Genomic DNA, 18,576 nt, shown 5'->3' on the forward strand with positions numbered 1-18,576 from the left:
TATTACGGTGTACAGTTTTTTACTTCAGTTGAAGGAATATCGGTCGTATTCGCTGATGCATTTGAATAAACAACACAACGTTTTCCACCTTGCGAATTGTTGAAGGTGTATTCAATCGCGGTGCCGACAACCTTATGTTCTTTCCAATCACTGGTGGTGTCACTTGCATCCTCCGCCACACCAACAATGGCTAATGAAATACCAGCATCTGATGCTACAGGGTAGCCATTAGTTGCGACCAAAACATCATCAACAGTCCCGTCACTCTCCTTACCATTGATTAAATATTTGCCCTGAACCATGCTGCTCGCACTATTAATTGCTCCTCGAAGCCCCTCAAGCGCAGCATCACGCGCATCATCTTGGAAGTTCAAAAACTTAGGCGCAGCCGTTACCGCCAAAATACCCAAAATTACAATCACCACGATCATTTCGATCAGTGTAAAACCACCTTGACGTTTCATTTTATTGCTCCTGATTTTCTCTCAAAACCTCTACGCGGCCAGTCACCGGGTAGTAAGTAAAAACATGGTGATCCAAAAAGTCGGGCTCACCATCACTCCAAAACCCGGTGCGAACCGGTCTTTCAAATCGACAATAGGGCTGCAAGTTATCGCTATCCTGCATCACTACTGCGCGAACATTTGGCTGAGGGCGTTTTAGTGCCCCCGGCCGTATATCTGTCTCTAACCAGTAAGACTGATCAGTAAAATGATTCAGTAACGCTCCGCAATCTTGCGCGGTAAGGTTACTGAGTTGTTTTGCGCCGTTTTCCAGTGCAAACGGAAAACCACTGAGTGCGTTGTCACTGTGTGTCATTCTGAAACTGACATTATCGACAGTAACGATATCGCTTTGTTTATTCTCTTTTTTTAATGCTGATCGCATTTGTATGTTTTGGGCTGAACCTTCAAACGCATTCGCGAGATAACGAAATTCCACGTCATCGGCAAACTGCATCACCCGATCGAGTACAGGGAGCACTGCCAATGCCAAAACGCCCACAATCAGAGTGACAATCCCCCACTCTGCCGGGGTGCGATCCCAGCTAAGAAATCGCATTTATCCGCCGCGGATCAGATCAAGCATGTTCCACATCGGCAAGAAAATACCCAATGCGAGGATCAACACCATGCCCGCCACGATCATCAGCAAAATAGGCTCCATGCGCGCTGACAGTGTTTTCAGATCGTAATCCACTTCGCGGTCGTAAAAATCGCTCGCTTCCAACAGCAAATTATCTATCTGTCCCGTCTCTTCGCCGACTTGGATCATCTGGTGCACTAACGGCGTAAACAGTTTGCTGTCTGCGGTGACCGAACTGAGGTTAATACCGGATTCAATCGCCGCTTTCATTTTGTCCACTTCCCCCGCAAGGAAATGGTTATCCAGCGCTTCACCTGACATCTGCAATGCCGTGTTAAGTGGCACACCGGCGCGTAGCATCAAGGCAAAAGTACGGGAGAAACGCGACATCAAGGCACGGTTCACCAAGGGGCCAACCAAGGGAATACGAAGTTTAAATTGGTCCCATTGCACCCGACCCTTGTCGGTTTGTTTCCAGACGTGCCACCCCATGGTCAGACAAACGGTGGAGAACACAATCAACCACCAGAAATCGACAAAGAAGCTCGAGGTGGCCATCAATATCTTGGTCGGCAGTGGCAAATCCGAACCAAACTTGGCAAACATACCCGCAAACTGCGGCACGACTTTCACATTCAAAAACGCCATCGCCGCGACGATCACGATCAATACAAAGGTGGGATAACGCAGCGCCGATTTAATGCGGCGACGGGTTTCCATTTCTTGCTCGTAATATTCCGCCAACTGCAACATGGCATCATCAAGGCGGCCCGTGTTCTCACCCACTTGGATCAAAGACACGAACAGATCGCTGAACACGTTGCTGTGATCGCGCATTGCCGATGACATAGGGCGACCATTGGAAAGCTCGCTGCCGACGCTATCTAACGCCTCTTTTAGCGACTTATCCGTAGTGCTTTGCGACAAGCCTTTAATAGCACGGAGCAAAGGCACGCCTGCTTTGGTCAGGCTGTACATCTGGCGGCAAAACACCACCAGTGATTCGAGTTTCACTCTGCGCTGAAACAGCGGCGTCGAGGCTTTTTTCACACTCGCTTTCGTCGGCTCGAGCGAGAGCAATACCATGCCTAAATCGCCTACTGATGCGATCGCTTCTCGCTCGCTCGCCGCATCAACAACCGCAGTGATGCGCTTGCCTTTGGCGTTACGTGCCGTGTAGCGAAAACGCGCCATTACGCACTCGCCATCGACAAGGTCGCTGCTTCAGAAAGCTTCATGGCTTCTTCCAGCGAGGTTTGTCCTTGCTTAGCGAACTCTAGCGCGCAGTGCACCAGCGGCTTGTAACCCGGCTGCTGCTCAGCGAGCATGGCAAAGGTTTGAGTATCATTGGCGCGTAATGCGTCCATCAAATCAGGCGTAATTTCCAGCAGCTCAAACACACCGATTCGGCCTTTGTAGCCCGTGAAGTTACAGCTTTGGCAGCCGCGGCCTTTATAAAACCCCAGATTGACCATGTCGAGTTGGGTCACGCTCAGCCACATCTTCTCCATGTCTTCTGTCGCATGGGGAACTTTGCAATCGGGGCAGATACGGCGGATCAAACGCTGCGCCAATACGGTACGTACTGCACTCGCCACCAGATAACCCGGCGCTTCCATATCCAAAAGACGCAACGCACTGTCGATGGCATTGTTGGTGTGCAACGTCGACAAGACCAAGTGTCCTGTCAGAGCGGCGCGAAGGCCGATTTCGACGGTTTCGAGATCGCGCATTTCACCGACCAAAATGATATCGGGATCTTGGCGCAAGAAGGTGCGCAGCGCTGACGAAAATGTCAGGCCAATTTTGTTCGCGATCTGAACTTGGTTGATACGCGGCAGACGGTATTCCACCGGATCTTCAGCGGTCAGTATTTTCTTGCCCGGCACGTTGAGTTCATTCAATGCGCCATACAGCGTGGTGGTTTTACCGGAACCTGTTGGCCCCGTGACCAAGATCATGCCGTGTGGACGACGCAATTGATTGCGAAAACGTTGCAGCATGTGTGCGTCCATACCGACGTCTTCCAGTTGCAATATGCCTGCGGATTGATTCAGCAAACGCATCACCACCGACTCACCGTATTGCACGGGTAGCGTCGACACACGCACGTCAATGGCATTACCACGCACGGTGAGGTTAAAGCGCCCATCTTGCGGCAAACGCTTTTCCGAAATATCCATGCCGCTCATGAGTTTGAGGCGCAGCACCAACGCAGAGGCAATGGCGCGCTCTTTCAATAAGGTTTCATGCAGCACGCCGTCGATACGCTGGCGAATACGCAGCATGTCGGCATCAGGTTCGATATGAATATCTGAGGCGTTGACCTGAACAGCGTCTTCAAACAAAGAATTAACCAGCTTAACAACGGTGACTTCTTCAGACTGATCGTCTTCAGCGCCAAAGTTTTGCTCAAGCTTCACGCCGTGTTCGGCTTGTAAACGTTCAGCAAATGAGGCGATATCGCTGGTGCGGCGATAGTAGCGGTCGAACGCGTCGATCAATGATTGTTCGGCTGCGATCAATAGCTCTACTTGGTATTGATTGAGCAGGTTAAGTACGCTTTCCTGTGACGCGAGATCGGCAGGATCAGACATCACCACGCGCACTGTGTTTCCAATACGACCAATCACCAATGCTCGCAAACGGCGAGCATGCACTTCAGGTATTAAGGTCACCGCACTTGGATCAACCTGCGTCAGGCTGAGATCGATCAGCGGAACGCCTAACTGACGCGCCAAAAAGTCCAGCATCTGGCTTTCTGACAAGATACCCATCTCAATCAAGGTATCACCAAGCTTGTTGCCAGTTTGAGATTGACGCTTCAGCGCAGCGTTCAGATTCTCATCAGTAATGATGTGCTCTTCAACCAGCAAATCACCGAGACGCTTTCGCAGTTTAACGGCCATTTTCTGCTCCTTTTGCGGGCTGACTATTGATATAAGCCAAGCGCTGACGAGCAAATTGCACCGACTCATTGCTGAGGTCACCTGCCGTTATCGCTTTCGCGTAACCGCGCTTCGCAGCGTCATAGTCTTTTTCACGCTCGGCTGAAATGGCTAAACCCAACCACCAGCGACCATCGGCAGGCTCGCGCTCAGCCAACCATTGATAGCTTTGTTTGGCGATGTCATATTTCGCTAGTTTCTGTGCCAATGCCGCGCGCAAAGACACATAGCGAACATGTTCGCCATCGAGTCCATGCTCAGGTGCCATCAGCACATTCAGCGCAGATTCTTCACGCTGACTTTGTTGATACATACGCGCCAGTGTGAGTTTCAGTGACGCCGACGATGGGTTCGCGCTGATGCCTTTTCGCAATACCGATTCCGCATCACGCAGCTTATTACGACCATAAAGCAAACCCGCTAATTGATTGGTCGCAGCGATATGATTCGCATCGTATTTCACGGCATCGCGCAAGTAGGCAATGGCTTTTTGGGTATCACCCACTTGTGCGCGTTTTTGCGCTTTGTCGTAGGCGATATCCGCCAATTGCTCGCCGCTCAATGCGATGGTTTCTACCGACAAGGAGGATTCAGGTGCAACCTCTTCCACCATTGGCTCAGTAACCAATTCGGGGATTACCGCAGCCTTTGCAGGTGTCGCTTTGATTGGCAAAGCATCAGCTTTCGGCGACTGGACTTGCGCGACCAAGACTGGCTCAGGCACATCAGCAACGGGGGTTGGTGTCGGTGTCGCTGTCGCTGTCGCTGTCGATGTTGGCGTGACGCGAACGCGCTCTTCCACCGCATTGACATGCACAAAGTTTCTATCACGTGTCGACACTTTTTGCGTCGGTGACGGAGCGGCAATCGCAGGCGTTTCTGTTTCTTGAGGTGCTAGCGCCAGAACTTGAGATGGCACTGATACTTCAGTAGAAGCGACAGCATGATGGTCACCACTAGATACCGCCCACGCAATACCCGTCGCGCACACCAAGGTGGCCACTAGCGCCAGCACAACACGAGCGAAACGAAATCCCCACGTAGAAGGAATGGTTGCCGCGGCGACACGATTAGCGTTGTTATCTGGCGATGTCAGATCGCTCAGCATGCGGTTCAATTCACTCATGTGATTCCTACCCCCACATCGCTTGCAGCATGGTGTGCTGCTTGGCAAGTGGCGTATCTTTAATGGCTAATCGGACAGCGCGGCTTGATACCTTTTTCTGTCCTTTACCGAAACTCAGCAACAGCGCTTTATGGCAAAGCTGGTGCATTAAACGGGGAATGCCATGACTGGCAACCCAAATGCGTCGTTTGGCCCACACACTGAACAAACGCGTTGAAGCGCCTTGCTCGCGAATGCGGTGATCGATATACGCCGAAGCTTCGGCAAACGTCAGCGGCGCTAAACGGGCACTGAAGCTAATGCGTTGCAACAGTTGGCGCATGTTGTGCTGAGACAATCTCTCATCAAGCTCGGGCTGGCCCAGCATGATCAGTTGAATGAGTTTTTGTTGCTCGGTTTCTAGGTTACCCAGCAACCTAATGGCTTCTAGTACGTCATCGGGCAAGGTCTGCGCTTCATCGCACAAGATCACGACGGGTTTTTCTTGGCGCGCGGATTCAATAGCAGCGCGCTGAATAGCGCCCAGTAATTTGTCGTGTGACAATGCCCCATCAACGCCAAGTTCATCGGCGATCATGCGATGTAAGCTTGCCACCGTGTTGGCGGGATTGGGCAAAAAAACCAGAGTGAATGCATCGGTCAAAGCTTTAACCAGCAGACGGCACACCATGGTTTTTCCCGTGCCAACCTCTCCAGTGATTTTCACCAGTCCTTCGCCCATTTCCATTGCAGACATACAGGTATTGATGGCATCCACATGTGAGCGGACACCAAAAAAGCACCGAGTATCTGGGGTCAGGCTAAAAGGAGCGGCATTGAGGCCAAAGTGCGCTAAATACATCTGCGTTCAGTGACGATTAGTTTTCAGGAAACCAGTCGTTCAGCAGATCGCGTGAACGCTGAATTTCTTCTTGCCATGTCTGATCGCCCACCACCGACGGCTGCAGCAAAATCACCAATTCGGTTTTTTGCTTCATGCGATTCACGTTACGGAATAAGTGACCAAGACCGGGAATATCGCCCAACAAAGGTACCTTCGAGACCGCCTCTTCGTAGCTCGATTTCATCAAGCCACCGATCACCACGACATCACCCGAGCGGGCATGAATAATAGAATCTGATTCACGGATCGAGGTTTTCGCCAATGGCAATACATAAGGCACAGAGGAGTTACCTAGCTGAATCGTTTTTTCTTCGGTGATCACATCAATCACGGCAGGATGGACATGCAGCAAGACACCGTTATCGTCATCAATTTGCGGCGTCACATCGAGCGAAATACCCGAGAAGAACGGCGTGAGTTCGATATTGGGCCCAGAGTCTGAATTGTCACCAGAAGAATCGCTAGAGGAAATATCCGTCACGAAGTATTCATCGCCACCGACTTTGATCACGGCTTTTTGGTTGTTTGCCGCGGTAACACGAGGGCTAGACAGCACGTTCACGTCGCCCTGCGTATCAAGAAAGCTCAGTACCGCATCAAAATGCCCATCGGTGATGGTGACATTGGTCTGCCCGCCAATGGCATTGGAAATCAAATCGCCAGCGAGATCTGTTACTGGTCGACTGATATTCACCCCGCCATTTCCAATGGCCTTGCCAATATTGTTCCAACTAACACCTTGCTGATAACCGTCACTGAGGGTCACTTCGAGGATTTTAGCTTCGAGGATCACCTGGCGCTTTAAGCGTTTTTGTGACACTTCAAGGAAACGCTTCACTTCACGCAGTTCACTCGGAAACGCTTTGACCGTGATAAGACTCGCCTGCGGTGACACCACAATGCTTCGTCCTTCGCCAGGGCCAATCATGGCACTGACTGCGCGTTCAAGTTGCCCCCAGAAATTACTTTCTGCACGCGTTTCAATCACGGTGCCACCGGTTGATACCGATGAACGTTCCGTGCTTTCGCTGTCGCCACTACTTGACGTTGAATCGGTAGAAATAGCCCCTGTGCTAATCGATGTCAGCGAAACGCCTGAGCGTTGCAGTTGCAGGTAATCAACCGGAAAAGTTTCAGTACGCAAAATGGCGGGGAAAATTTGGATCAGGCGCCCTTGCATCTCGACGTTGTAGCCATAGATATCAGACACCACTTCCAGCGCCTCTGGAACCGTCACGTCTTTAAGCGATACGGTGACTTTCCCGCTCACATCCGGATGTATCACTAAGTTGTAATCCGTGCCCTGTACTAAGCTGCCAAAAAAAGCTTTTGCATCAACATGATTGGCATTAATACGCAGACGGTTTTCCGACAATTCACCGCTGCCGGAACGATCTGAAAAATCGCCCATGAGATCTTGAGAAACCGCATCGGGTAAATCATTCAGCGGCTGACCACTGTTTTGCGCATACGCTTGGTTTAGCGCTTCTTGCACTTCCGTGGGTTTCTGGTGGCCGACACTTTGACACGCTGATAACAGCAAGCCTGCGAAACAGATTATCAATCGCTTGCTCAATAGATTCATTTTGCTCACTGTACTACCTGCTCGTTAAATACTGTCAGTGACCAGCGACGCTCGCCACGTTTCAACGTCACACTGCTGTCATTGATCGCGCTAATAACATACCCACTAATGGATTGCCCTGCGGTTAGGCTGCGACCATTCATCACCGCCGAACAGCGGTTGTCACTGCTGCACAAAATGGCGTTTAAGTTCGGTAAACGTTGCGTCGTGACTTTCTTCGCCTGACTCGGCGCTTGATAGCCCAATGGCGCGGTCGGATCGTTATCCGCAAACACCAAAAATGACATCACACTCATGGCAAATAGCACGGCCAGTTTATTCAGCACTTTCACTCGCACCTCCAATAAACACGGCGCTTTCGCCCAAGGTATAAACCTGCACAGTCACTTCAGCCCAAGGGTAATCAGTGACGCGATAATCCAACCCCTTCCAGTAGTATTTCACCGGAAGGTTTTCGAGCGCTGTCAGGTATTCCACAATGTCGAAATAGCGCCCTTTAAGCGTCATTTCGATAGGATGAATAAAGTAGCCCGCATCTTCGGTGTGTGTCAGTTGCTCGGGGGGCAGTGATGCCATCGAAAGGAGCGTAAGACGATCAGACTGATTGAGCACACTTTCCATCAAGGACGCCATTTGATCGGCATTGACTAAGCCTTCCACTTTGTCAGCCATGCGCTGGTCTAAATCAACAAGCTGTTGTGACAATTGAGCAAGCTTTTGTTCAAGCTCGACGCTTGGTGAAACGCTCAGTTTTTCTTGTTTAAGCTGATTCAGCGTCAGTAAATCTTGAGTGCTTTGTTGCTGCTGCGTGATTTGATTGCTGATCTGAGTCAGCGTCTTGGTCATGGGTTCAAGAAATAACAGTGCACCCATGGCGATAATTGCGCCCCAACCCGCCAGCGCAATCAACCATTGTTCACGGCCAGAGAGACCATCAAAGCCCTGCTTCATGCGTTCAATCAATGGATTCATCACAACACTTCCCCCTTCTCGCGCTTAGAGGTCAAGCTAAACGACAGGCGATGACTTTCATCGCGGGTCAATGCCATTTGCTCAAACACACGCCCCGCAAGTGGCGGCTGGGTTTGAAAACTTTGCAACCACGCAGGTACAGACGAAGGGGTTGAAGCTAGCCCTTTCACATCCAATGCATCTTGGCTGATCGCAATGTCTGACACTGAGATATCTCGGCGCGACACATCGGACAGCGCACGAAATACCGACGCATAACCTTGCTGCAAAGCAATGTCGTGTTGGCGAACAGCTTCAAGTGCCTTGCGTTTCGCCGCAATCGCTTCTTCAGTGCGATTGACGTCATTGACCAAATTCAAAGAAGGAACATGAAGTTTGAGTTGCTCATTCAACTGATTGGATAGCGACTCTGCCGTGCTTTGCTCCTGTGTCGCAATACTCAACATCTTGTCAGACTGCGCCAATTGCCACTGTTGGTAAGCGGCCACTAACACGATGATAAGCCCTGTCAGCCCCCACATCACCACCATTTTCTCGAACGTCAGCAAAGCTCCGCGAGGCGTAAGATCATCGCTGAACAGGTTAATATCAGGCGAGCATTCTCGATTCAGCGCGGCCAATGCAATGTGCTGGTGATGCTCGCCAGAATCAAACAGGGTTTGTGGACGAACGGCGACGGTAAGCCTTGAAGAAAGCTGGAATGCCAGCTCGGTATCATCGATGTTCTGTACGCCCACGACCAAGCCACTGACTTGCGCATTTTTAAGCTGTGAGCGTAAATAATCGAGCGATCGCTGAATTTCCAAAGCCAGATCGTCAACCACCAATGGTGGTAGCTGCTGACCTTCAAATATCACGCCACGAACTTGGCGCTGAAAGCACAACTTACCCTGGTCAAACACGGCGATCTGGAGCATGCCCTGACCATCACGGGTCAGCACCATTTCGGTTTTATCCAGTTGCGTCCACTGGCGCAACACCACATCCTCCAACGAAACATTGGCTAATTGGCATTGACGCTTTTCAAGTGCGTGACTGAGCTGAATTAAGGGTAACTTATGGCAAACAAACGCTTGGTAACGGTTAGCGATAGGGGAAGAAAAGCCATCAGCGACAATATCGGACGGAGAATCAGAAATGAAATCTTTGAGCTTAAACGGCAACGCTGCACGTTTGTCTTCATCGGACAATTGTGGGTCATCAATCAGCAAGGTTTGATAGAGCCCATGCCCTAATACCAAATGGATGTCTGACTTGGTGATCTCATGCCGCTTCAGCAGCTGTAATGCAGCCGTCCAAGGATCAGATTGCGTGATGGGCTGGCAATCAACTTGCGCACTCCCATCAACACGAAAGCCAATAACAACCTGACTGGCAGATACAACAAGGCTAACAACATTTCGCTGCCTTGATGAAGAAAAACGCGCAAGAAGAGTGGGAACGGCCATTTACGACTAATAATTACTCGAAGCTGTTAAAAGGATGGTTGTAAATCATTTTTTGGCGTACAGCATATTCTATCAAAATTCCCGCCAAAAAATAAGTCTGTGGCCGACAGTTTTATGACACAACTGAGTGCTTTGTAAACAATCTTCGAGTTAGGTCATTTTTTACGCCAGCGTTGGCGTTTCAAGGTTACCGGATTTGCAGACAGTTCAGCGCCAAAGAAGCGACCTTGCCCACCTTGAACGCCCAGTTGTAGCAGCGTATTCCACTCCTGCTCAGACTCCACACCAACGGCCAGAACTTCGGTCGGTGTTGGCTCACAGGCACCCAGCATACTGCGAACGTAAAGCTGATTTTCTGGGCGTTGATGAATGTCTCGGATCAGGCTTCGATGAAGCTTGATGTATTTGGGTTGAATATCTTTGACGTAGTGGGTACTTACCACTGAACGTCCGGCTTGATCGACAACCAGTGGACACCCTAGCGCACGAACCATGCGTAATGCGGGACGAGCAGCGTCAAAATGCTTCACCAATGGCCCTTCTGACACTTCAAATTGCATACGGTTCAGTACGCTTCGAGGCGTTTGCAATAAGATATCTCGTAACCATATTTGGAAGGTACGCTGTCGCAACGAATCGGCGCAGATATTCAATGACAAGACTTCGCGACCATCGCCGTTGCGCAGTTGATGCAGCGTCTTACTCACCACACTACGATCAAGGACTGTGTTCATACCGACCAGTTCAATGCCATTTAAAAAACGGGACGCTTTAATCACCAAACCATTTTCGTCTTTGATACGAGCAAGCAATTCGGTGTGAAGTAATTCTCCCTGCGTGTTTTGCACCACTTGTCGATAAAGCTCAGGGCCACCGTTCTCAAACACTCGGCCAAACAGTGTTCTCCAGCGAACACTGCCGCGTGCCTCGTCAGCGACCACATCTTTTTTGAAGGCATGCCAGCCGTTACTGCGTTGCAGCACCGCACTGCGCTTGGCCATATCCGCCTCTTCCATTAACCGCCCGCGACGCTCACCGGTGCTGAAAAAGGTCATGCCCATGTGCGCCCAATTTTCCTCTTCCAAGGGATCTGGCGGTGATAATCGTGCTAACGCTTTCATCAGTTGATTGGCAAAAAGACGCGCATCTTTCGCAGATTGATGAGTCAGCAAAATGGCAAATTCCGTGTCGTAATAACGTGCCAGTATTGCATCGGGGAAACGTTGAATGGCGTTAGATAAGACGTTACCCACCTCCTTCACCCATTCATCGGCACCCGATTTCCCGCTATTCTGAGTAAGCGTTTCCCAATCGCCAATTCGAAGCATCAATACTGCGCCTTGCGCGCCTTTGTCTTGCAATAGCGTTTGCAGACGGTTATCAAACATCACGCGGTTTGCCGCGCCTGTGAGTTTATCCAAAAAGGTATTACTTCGAATAAAGATGTCAAAACGGCTTCGCTCTTGCCGAGCATCACGCAATTCAACAATCATCTGATCCAACGCGATACTTGCCGTCGACGACCACTCTCTGTCATCGCCTGTTTGCACATCTTCGGCTCGCCCAGCCAAAATGAGTCGCCCACGATGTTCAAGCAATTCAGCACCAAGTAACTGCGTACGCAACCATTTAATCCCCCACGTCAGCGCGAGCACAATGACGAGTACGGCAAGAGTTAGCGAGGACATTGCACCGATGGAGTAGGCAAAATCGGCATAGGGCGGGACGGATTTTATCGTAATGAAAAAGCCAGGGTTACTCGGTAAGTCATAGCGATTTTCAATCAATTCAAGCGGCTTGACTGCCGTTTGGATCTGCTCATAACGATAGAGCATCCCTGTTTTACTGCTGATTTCCAGTTCAACGACGTCACTCGCTTTTAACAGCTGGGGCAGCCAAAGGCCGATATTTTCATTGGTGTTAGGATCGGCAATGGCTTGGTCAATTTCGACCACCACTTTCCCGAGATAATGAGAAAGAAAATCCGTGCCTAATTTACGAAAACTCACTGCACCGCCAATAAATAAAACAAACATGGCACAGACAACGATTAACGTAACGAAAGCGACCAAACGGTTGGTCAGCTTCATCCCTGCAACTTTTCGCATTCGATATCCAACTAAAGGAATGTACGGCTTACTGTTCAGCAATTTTAACGGCTTAACGCTTTTTTACGCCGCCCAATTGGCTATTATACCCAAACAACCTCAAGATGCTGGATTCAGAATCATTCATCACGTTCAATTTGAGGTTGCTTGGGTATACCTATCGTTTTTCACGTAGCGAAAGTGAACGCAAACTCGATACACAATGGAAAGAATCAGTAGATGGATTGGATTACCTGCGCCAAAAGCTATATCACCGTTGTTGAGATGGGTTCGTTGGCGCAAGCCGCAACCAAGCTCAACACGTCCAGCTCTGCGTTATCAAAGCGCCTAGCATGGCTAGAAAACCAACTTGGTGTACAGCTACTAAAACGCACCACCCGTAACCTCACCATGACGGATGCGGGACGTTTGTTTTACCAGCGAGGAAAGCTGTTACTCGATGATTGGACACAGTTAGTATCAGAAACCACCTCAACCTATGGTGAAGTCAGTGGGGTGTTGCGTATTGGTGCTCCACTGGCGACGGGCAGTCGATTGCTGGTAAACAACATCGGGGAGTTTCTTGCCACTTACCCCAATATTCAAGTTGAGCTACACACACTAGCGCCCGGTCAGTTACCTGACCCGAATTTAGACATAGTGATCACTCGCGAGTTAGCAGACTTTAATTCATCCAGTTTTATTGCCACCAAGCTGTTTGATTTCCAGCCGCGTTTTTTTGCATCCCCAACCTATCTCGCTCAACATCCACCGATCATTGAGCCCGAGCAACTGCTCCACCATAATTGCTTGCTGTACGGTTCAACAAGCCACCCACAAGAGCATGAATTTGAACATGGTCGCCGACTGCGTTTAAGCGGAAACTTTGTCTCGCCAAATCCAGAAGCGCTCGTCAATGCTGCCGTAGCAGGACTTGGCATTATTTTGGTGGGCGATGTCACCATCCGAAAAGAGCTCGACCAAGGATTGCTCGTTCCCGTTTTGTCCGATGTACGTCAACCCAAAAGCCCAGCCTACGCGTATTATCCCAAACTGGAATACAACCACACCAAAACACGATTGTTTATCGATTTCCTCAAGCAAAAAGTGGTGCGTTAATGCAAGCGTCAACGTATCACGCTGACGCTTTTCATTTAACTAACAATATGACTACCACCGCGGAAAATTGACTGATGGAAAGCACATTGGCTTACTTCCGCGCCTTGGTTGGCGCGATTAACTGCGCCTCACCCACTCGGTGTTGGAGAATATAGTAGCCCGCGAGTGCTGGAGAACCATTGACGGGAACCCCCAGTTTTTCAACATCAAGCGCATAAACCGTGATCTGATAATTATGAGGTGATGCTTTGGGCGGTGGACATGCACCACCAAAACCGTGAAAGCCGAAGTCATTGCGCTGCATTTGCGCACCCGCTGGCATCAATTTGCCACCTTCATCACCGGCATTAAGCTGCAAATGATGGACATCGGCTGGAATATTGATCATCGACCAATGCCACCAACCACTGCCTGTCGGTGCATCTGGATCATACATGGTGACCGCGAAACTTTTTGTTCCTTCAGGAATATCTGTCCACCTAAGTTCGGGGGATTTGTTATCACCTTCACAACCCCATTGATTGAATATCTGCTGTGTTTTTAACGTTTCACCTTCAACAACCTGCGGGCTAGTCAAGGTTAGCGCTGACGTTCCCATCGACACCAACACCATTGACAGGGCGATGCCCAATCCATTTCGTCTCGCTTTATTCATCGTATTCACTCCGATTGATTAATGCACGTTAGGGCGATCGAAGTATCGTCGTGATGCTGATGGGCAAACGGCTCATAGCTAATACTTGCTGCACTTAATTCGTCATACCATAGAAACAAAAAAGCCCCGTAGATACGGGGCTTTTGAATGTCTTTAGCTAACTAATTTATTCCTAAAAAGGAATATCGTCATCAAAATCAGGCATTTCGTTGTATTGCTGAGGCGCCTGTTGCGGAGCCTGCTGAGGGGCTTTTTGTTGCGCAGGTTGCTGCTGGTAAGCCGGCTGTTGCGGCTGTTGCGGCTGGCCCCAATTACCTTGTTGCGGATTTTGCTGCGCAGGCTGACCTTGACCCATGCCACCACCGGCACGGCTATCTAGCATCTGCATTTCATTCGCAACAATTTCAGTTGTGTAACGGTCTTGACCGTCTTGGCGTCTTGCCATTTGCGTGTTTGCAGACGGCCTTCCAAATACACTTTTGACCCTTTTTTCAGGTACTCACCGGCAATTTCAGCTAAACGACGATACATCACCACACGGTGCCATTCCGTCATTTCTTTGTTTTCACCAGTGCTCTTGTCACGCCACGTTTCTGAGGTCGCAACAGTCAGATTGGCAACCGCACCGCCATTTGGCAGATAGCGAACTTCAGGATCGTTACCCAAGTTGCCAATCAAAATTACTTTGTTTACACCACGGCTGGCCATATTTTGCTCCCAAACCTTCTTCATTGCGTCATCAGGTACATTGCACCACTGAGTGCGCGGATGACAATTCAACGGCGATGATAACAGAAGCCAGAACATTGATCACAGGCTTTCAATTGAAACTTCGAAGACCGCTCAGTCCCAGCGCAACATGATGAAAACCTCACTTTAAAGATGAAAAGTAGAAGGCAGAAATCAGCGATAAGAACGAATTTGTATTAGACTAACAAAGAGTTTGAGATAGTTGCTGCGAGCAAAGCTCAGTCTGAGAGTTCTAAAAATGATACGAAAGGCTTTCCGATTGCGCTTTAGAATGCTGCGAAATGCGTTTTTTAATCTGTTACCGTGAGATAGCGAGGAAAAACGCGAAGTCATCATCAAAAGCATTAGGGATACACATGCAGAACATTGAGACCACCTCTGACAAATACACGATTCTCCTTGTTTCCGAGCCAAGCATGACGATCACTGCGCTAATTTCATGCCTCGAAAAAGAAATTAAGAGTAGTGTATCTCTGGTAGAGAAGCAGACCATCAGCGAAAAGCTCGCTACCTCTTCAGGTCTGGTCTTGATCGATTTAAGCGCTTTCGAAGGCGATACGGTAAATTTTGTCAAACAGAGCCTGTCTCCTTTTAGTGAGCAGCATGTTTTTGCACTGTTTAATGCTCATGATTTATCTGCCAAAGAACTCGCCAGTTGGCCGTTCATTAAAGGCGTTTTTAAGAAAGAGGATGATCTCGAACACCTTTGCCACGGCATTGAAAAAATGTTGTCAGGGGAATATTGGTTGCCAAGGCAAAAACTGGCTGAGCTCATTCATTACTACCAACAGAACAATAACAACGCCATCGACTACTCAGAAATCTGCCTGACCAACCGTGAGCAGCAAATTCTGCGCAAGCTCGTCACCGGCGCATCCAACAGCGAAATTGCTGATGGCCTTTTTGTATCAGAACACACGGTGAAATCGCATTTGTATAATATCTTCAAAAAGATAAACGTTAAAAACCGCGTCCAAGCTGTGTTTTGGGCAAAAAACAATTTGTCTGTGATCGGATTAGACTACCAAGGCTAACCCACTGAGGCCTTTCCTCTTTATAAGTAAACGCTCATATATCTTCATGAGTGAGACACTTACCTAAGCGCTTTTGCGCCATAGTTAGAATTGCAAAGCGTAGGTAAGCAATATCTAATAATTCCCCATAATTCGCTTGCCTCGTTGATGTTTGCACTGATGCGAGGACTGCTCCTCAATGTCGACGTACGCATCCCATCTATTCGTTTTGTGACTTAGGTATATTCAAAAATAGAGGGTTAGCATTATGGCTAATATAAACGGTACCGCTTACGCGGAGACACTATTAGGCACCAGTGAAAGTGACAATATTTTTAGCTTCGGTGGAGATGATGTAAAAGTCGGCTACGGTGGAGACGATTTTGTCTTCGGTGGTCGAGGCCATGACACCATGACAGGTGGTGCAGGTAACGATTTCGTCAGCGGTGGTATTGGTAACGATATCGTTGGCGGTGGTAGCGGTGACGACATTCTGTTTGGCGGTGAAGGCCATGACATTGTATTGGGTGGCGTCGGTAACGATCTACTGTTCGCAGTATCAGGCAATGACGTGCTTTATGGCGGCGATGGTGACGACTGGCTAGTCAGTGGCATAGATAATGATTTCCTCGTCGGTGGCGCGGGGGCTGATACCTTCCTGTTCGATAACATTCTTGGTTTTCACACTGGGAACGATCGTGTGGTTGATTTTGAAATCGGGGTCGATCTGCTCTTTATCAGAGCAACGGGAGATACTGATTTCGCTTCTCTTTCCATGACTCAGGTGGGCAGTAACACGCTCGTTGATCTGGCTGATGGTTCAAGCTTCATTATGAATGGCATTACTGCCACCGATCTCTCGGCCAGTGATTTCCATATCGTTTAACATTATGAAATAAGATTTATATATCCAATGGGCAATTTAGCACCTTGTGTTAATTGCCCTTTTATTCTTCCTGTGCCTTCCCGTCTTATTGCCCCCAACTTCCCCCAACCCACATTTTTCCTTCAAACCCACATCGCCAATAAATTGACGCGAAAAAATACTTATTTGCGATGGACTTAAATTAAAAACACCATCCATTACAAAAAAACAGCAACCCAAAATGCAACAGATCACATATAAAATACATCGCATACCAATTTTCACCAATTCACATCATATTGGCAACAATTGCAAAACGTCGGTAAGCAATAGCTCATTGTTTCTAATAATCCACTTACCTCGTTGATGTCTGCAACCAGTAAGTGGGCTGCACCCTGAATGTCGTAGATCGCATCCCATCTTTACGCTTAATGGCTTAGGTATATTCGAATATAAGGGTTGATACTGTGAAAGAAATTAATGGAACTGCGGATTCTGAAGCGCTGATTGGAACCAGTCAGAATGATACCATCACTGGCTTTGGTGGTGATGACGTCATTGTGGGCAACGGTGGCGATGATTTCGTGTTCGGTGGTCGAGGTGATGACAATATCACTGGTGGTGCTGGTAACGATTTTGTTAGCGGTGGTATTGGCGACGATCGTGTCGGCGGTGGCAGCGGCGATGACATCCTATATGGCGGCGAAGGTAATGACCTTGTATTAGGTGGTATTGGCAACGACAAATTGTATGCTGTGTCGGGTAATGACAAGCTATTTGGTGGTGATGGTGATGACTGGTTAGTCAGCGGTATCGACAACGATTTCTTGGTTGGCGGCGCTGGCGCTGATGTGTTTCTATTTGACAACATCATGGGTACACAAACAGGCAATGATCGCGTTGTTGACTTTGAGATTGGTATCGACACTCTCTTTATCAGAGCAACAGGTGACGTAGATTTCGCGTCTCTCTCGATCACCCAAGTGGGTAATAACACTTTGGTCGATTTGGCTGACGGTTCAAGCTTTGTCCTAAACGGCATTACTGCGACTGACCTCTCCGGAAGCGATTTCCAGATCGTTTAATCGCTCAAAGATTCAAATTCTTACGGGCAATATTGCATTTCGCGTATTGCCCTACTTAAGTCAGCAAAATCCCTTTTATTAATTGATATTTATCGAATTTCATGAAGAAAGTTGTCTGTATTCCTTGGATGCCAGTTAGCGTTCTCTCATAGTTACTCACTAGTGAGACATTATCCTTTTCATAAGTACGTCAGAGTATAGCGTTAATTTTTTGGCAAGATCATCGAACCAGAGATTCAGGTTGCCGAAAACGGCGAGTTGGCGAGATGTTTGTCAGCAAAGCAACATGACAAAGGTACTTAGTAGTTTAAAAGGAAGCAGTAATGGCAAATATTAATGGAACAGCAACTACAGATACATTGGATGGAACCAGTGACACAGATGTAATCAATGGTTTAGGCGGTGATGACCGCATCATTGGCTATGGTGGCGACGACACGATATTTGGCGGTAGCGGTGATGATTTTCTGATTGGCGGTGGCGGTAATGACGTTATTAGCGGCGGGTCAGGTGACGATTACGTTGGCGGCGGTAGCGGCGATGACACCTTGTATGGCGGAGAAGGCAACGATGACCTTCTTGGTGGAACGGGGAACGATTCCCTTTACGCAGGTTCAGGCGCAAACAGATTGTTTGGCGGTTCAGGTGATGATTGGTTAGTCAGTGGATCAGGCAATGATTTCCTAATTGGTGGTGCAGGTGCTGACACTTTCCTGTTTGACAATATCCTCAATACACACACAGGCAATGACCGAGTGGTGGATTTTGAAATTGGTATTGACACTATCTTTATCCGTGCAACTGGCGACACTGACTTTGGTTCACTTGACCTTGCTCAAGTAGGCAACAATACCTTGATCAGTTTGGCCGACGGTTCAAACGTTATACTTAACAATATTTCCGTCGGGGATCTCTCTGCCGACGACTTTCAAATCGTCTGATTTAAGCAAGCTA

17 protein-coding genes and 1 pseudogene are annotated in these 18,576 nt (G+C 48.7%); 5 read left to right on the top strand and 13 right to left on the bottom strand.

Annotation, left to right across the window (positions count from 1 at the left end):
• Window positions 1–2: 2 nt before the first annotated feature.
• The 11 genes from AC3CIC_RS14505 to csrD form a co-directional block, all read right to left on the bottom strand.
• Window positions 3–464: a prepilin-type N-terminal cleavage/methylation domain-containing protein gene (locus AC3CIC_RS14505; RefSeq protein ID WP_488514935.1), complete on the bottom strand. Its 462-nt coding sequence runs from the start codon at window positions 462–464 to the stop codon at window positions 3–5.
• Window position 465: 1 nt separating this feature from the next.
• Window positions 466–1,062 (bottom strand): hypothetical protein, encoded by a 597-nt coding sequence (locus tag AC3CIC_RS14510; protein WP_488514936.1) that lies wholly within the window; start codon window positions 1,060–1,062, stop codon window positions 466–468.
• Window positions 1,063–2,280, bottom strand: a complete 1,218-nt coding sequence (locus tag AC3CIC_RS14515; protein ID WP_488514937.1) for a type II secretion system F family protein — start codon at window positions 2,278–2,280, stop codon at window positions 1,063–1,065.
• Entirely contained in the window at window positions 2,280–3,995 is a 1,716-nt protein-coding gene (locus tag AC3CIC_RS14520) for a GspE/PulE family protein (protein ID WP_488514938.1), read from the bottom strand. The genes AC3CIC_RS14515 and AC3CIC_RS14520 overlap by 1 nt, the downstream gene beginning before the upstream one ends.
• The gene (locus tag AC3CIC_RS14525; RefSeq protein ID WP_488514939.1) at window positions 3,985–5,160 is read right to left on the bottom strand and encodes a tetratricopeptide repeat protein; all 1,176 of its coding nucleotides are present in this window, start codon (window positions 5,158–5,160) and stop codon (window positions 3,985–3,987) included. The genes AC3CIC_RS14520 and AC3CIC_RS14525 overlap by 11 nt, the downstream gene beginning before the upstream one ends.
• Before the next feature lie 7 nt (window positions 5,161–5,167).
• A complete protein-coding gene (locus AC3CIC_RS14530) occupies window positions 5,168–6,001 on the bottom strand; it encodes an ExeA family protein (RefSeq protein ID WP_488514940.1) in 834 nt (277 codons plus the stop codon).
• 16 nt (window positions 6,002–6,017) lie between these two features.
• Window positions 6,018–7,628 (bottom strand): pilus (MSHA type) biogenesis protein MshL, encoded by a 1,611-nt coding sequence (gene mshL, locus AC3CIC_RS14535; RefSeq protein ID WP_488515920.1) that lies wholly within the window; start codon window positions 7,626–7,628, stop codon window positions 6,018–6,020.
• 5 nt (window positions 7,629–7,633) lie between these two features.
• Window positions 7,634–7,960, bottom strand: a complete 327-nt coding sequence (locus AC3CIC_RS14540; protein WP_488514941.1) for an MSHA biogenesis protein MshK — start codon at window positions 7,958–7,960, stop codon at window positions 7,634–7,636.
• Window positions 7,944–8,600, bottom strand: a complete 657-nt coding sequence (locus AC3CIC_RS14545; RefSeq protein ID WP_488514942.1) for an MSHA biogenesis protein MshJ — start codon at window positions 8,598–8,600, stop codon at window positions 7,944–7,946. The genes AC3CIC_RS14540 and AC3CIC_RS14545 overlap by 17 nt, the downstream gene beginning before the upstream one ends.
• Window positions 8,600–10,048: a type IV pilus biogenesis protein PilM gene (locus AC3CIC_RS14550; RefSeq protein ID WP_488514943.1), complete on the bottom strand. Its 1,449-nt coding sequence runs from the start codon at window positions 10,046–10,048 to the stop codon at window positions 8,600–8,602. The genes AC3CIC_RS14545 and AC3CIC_RS14550 overlap by 1 nt, the downstream gene beginning before the upstream one ends.
• 155 nt (window positions 10,049–10,203) lie before the next feature.
• Window positions 10,204–12,156: an RNase E specificity factor CsrD gene (csrD, locus tag AC3CIC_RS14555; protein WP_488514944.1), complete on the bottom strand. Its 1,953-nt coding sequence runs from the start codon at window positions 12,154–12,156 to the stop codon at window positions 10,204–10,206.
• A gap of 219 nt (window positions 12,157–12,375) precedes the next feature.
• On the opposite strand from csrD, the gene AC3CIC_RS14560 reads away from it, so the two are divergent.
• Window positions 12,376–13,254 (top strand): LysR family transcriptional regulator, encoded by an 879-nt coding sequence (locus tag AC3CIC_RS14560; RefSeq protein WP_394211719.1) that lies wholly within the window; start codon window positions 12,376–12,378, stop codon window positions 13,252–13,254.
• 91 nt (window positions 13,255–13,345) lie between these two features.
• On the opposite strand, the gene AC3CIC_RS14565 is transcribed toward AC3CIC_RS14560, so the two are convergent.
• Window positions 13,346–13,909, bottom strand: coding sequence for a YbhB/YbcL family Raf kinase inhibitor-like protein (locus tag AC3CIC_RS14565; protein ID WP_488514945.1), 564 nt, complete (start codon window positions 13,907–13,909; stop codon window positions 13,346–13,348).
• Window positions 13,910–14,081: 172 nt separating this feature from the next.
• Window positions 14,082–14,617: pseudogene (locus tag AC3CIC_RS14570) on the bottom strand (single-stranded DNA-binding protein).
• 398 nt (window positions 14,618–15,015) lie between these two features.
• Between AC3CIC_RS14570 and AC3CIC_RS14575 the strand changes: the two are divergent.
• From AC3CIC_RS14575 to AC3CIC_RS14590, 4 genes are all read left to right on the top strand, one after another.
• Window positions 15,016–15,693, top strand: a complete 678-nt coding sequence (locus tag AC3CIC_RS14575; RefSeq protein WP_016960824.1) for a LuxR C-terminal-related transcriptional regulator — start codon at window positions 15,016–15,018, stop codon at window positions 15,691–15,693.
• A gap of 247 nt (window positions 15,694–15,940) precedes the next feature.
• Entirely contained in the window at window positions 15,941–16,558 is a 618-nt protein-coding gene (locus AC3CIC_RS14580) for a calcium-binding protein (RefSeq protein WP_488514946.1), read from the top strand.
• 446 nt (window positions 16,559–17,004) lie between these two features.
• On the top strand, window positions 17,005–17,622 hold the full coding sequence (locus AC3CIC_RS14585; protein ID WP_488514947.1) for a calcium-binding protein: 618 nt from the start codon (window positions 17,005–17,007) through the stop codon (window positions 17,620–17,622).
• A gap of 323 nt (window positions 17,623–17,945) precedes the next feature.
• Window positions 17,946–18,563, top strand: coding sequence for a calcium-binding protein (locus AC3CIC_RS14590; RefSeq protein ID WP_488514948.1), 618 nt, complete (start codon window positions 17,946–17,948; stop codon window positions 18,561–18,563).
• Window positions 18,564–18,576: the final 13 nt, after the last annotated feature.

The organism is Enterovibrio sp. QJM3NY_24, assembly GCF_057786035.1.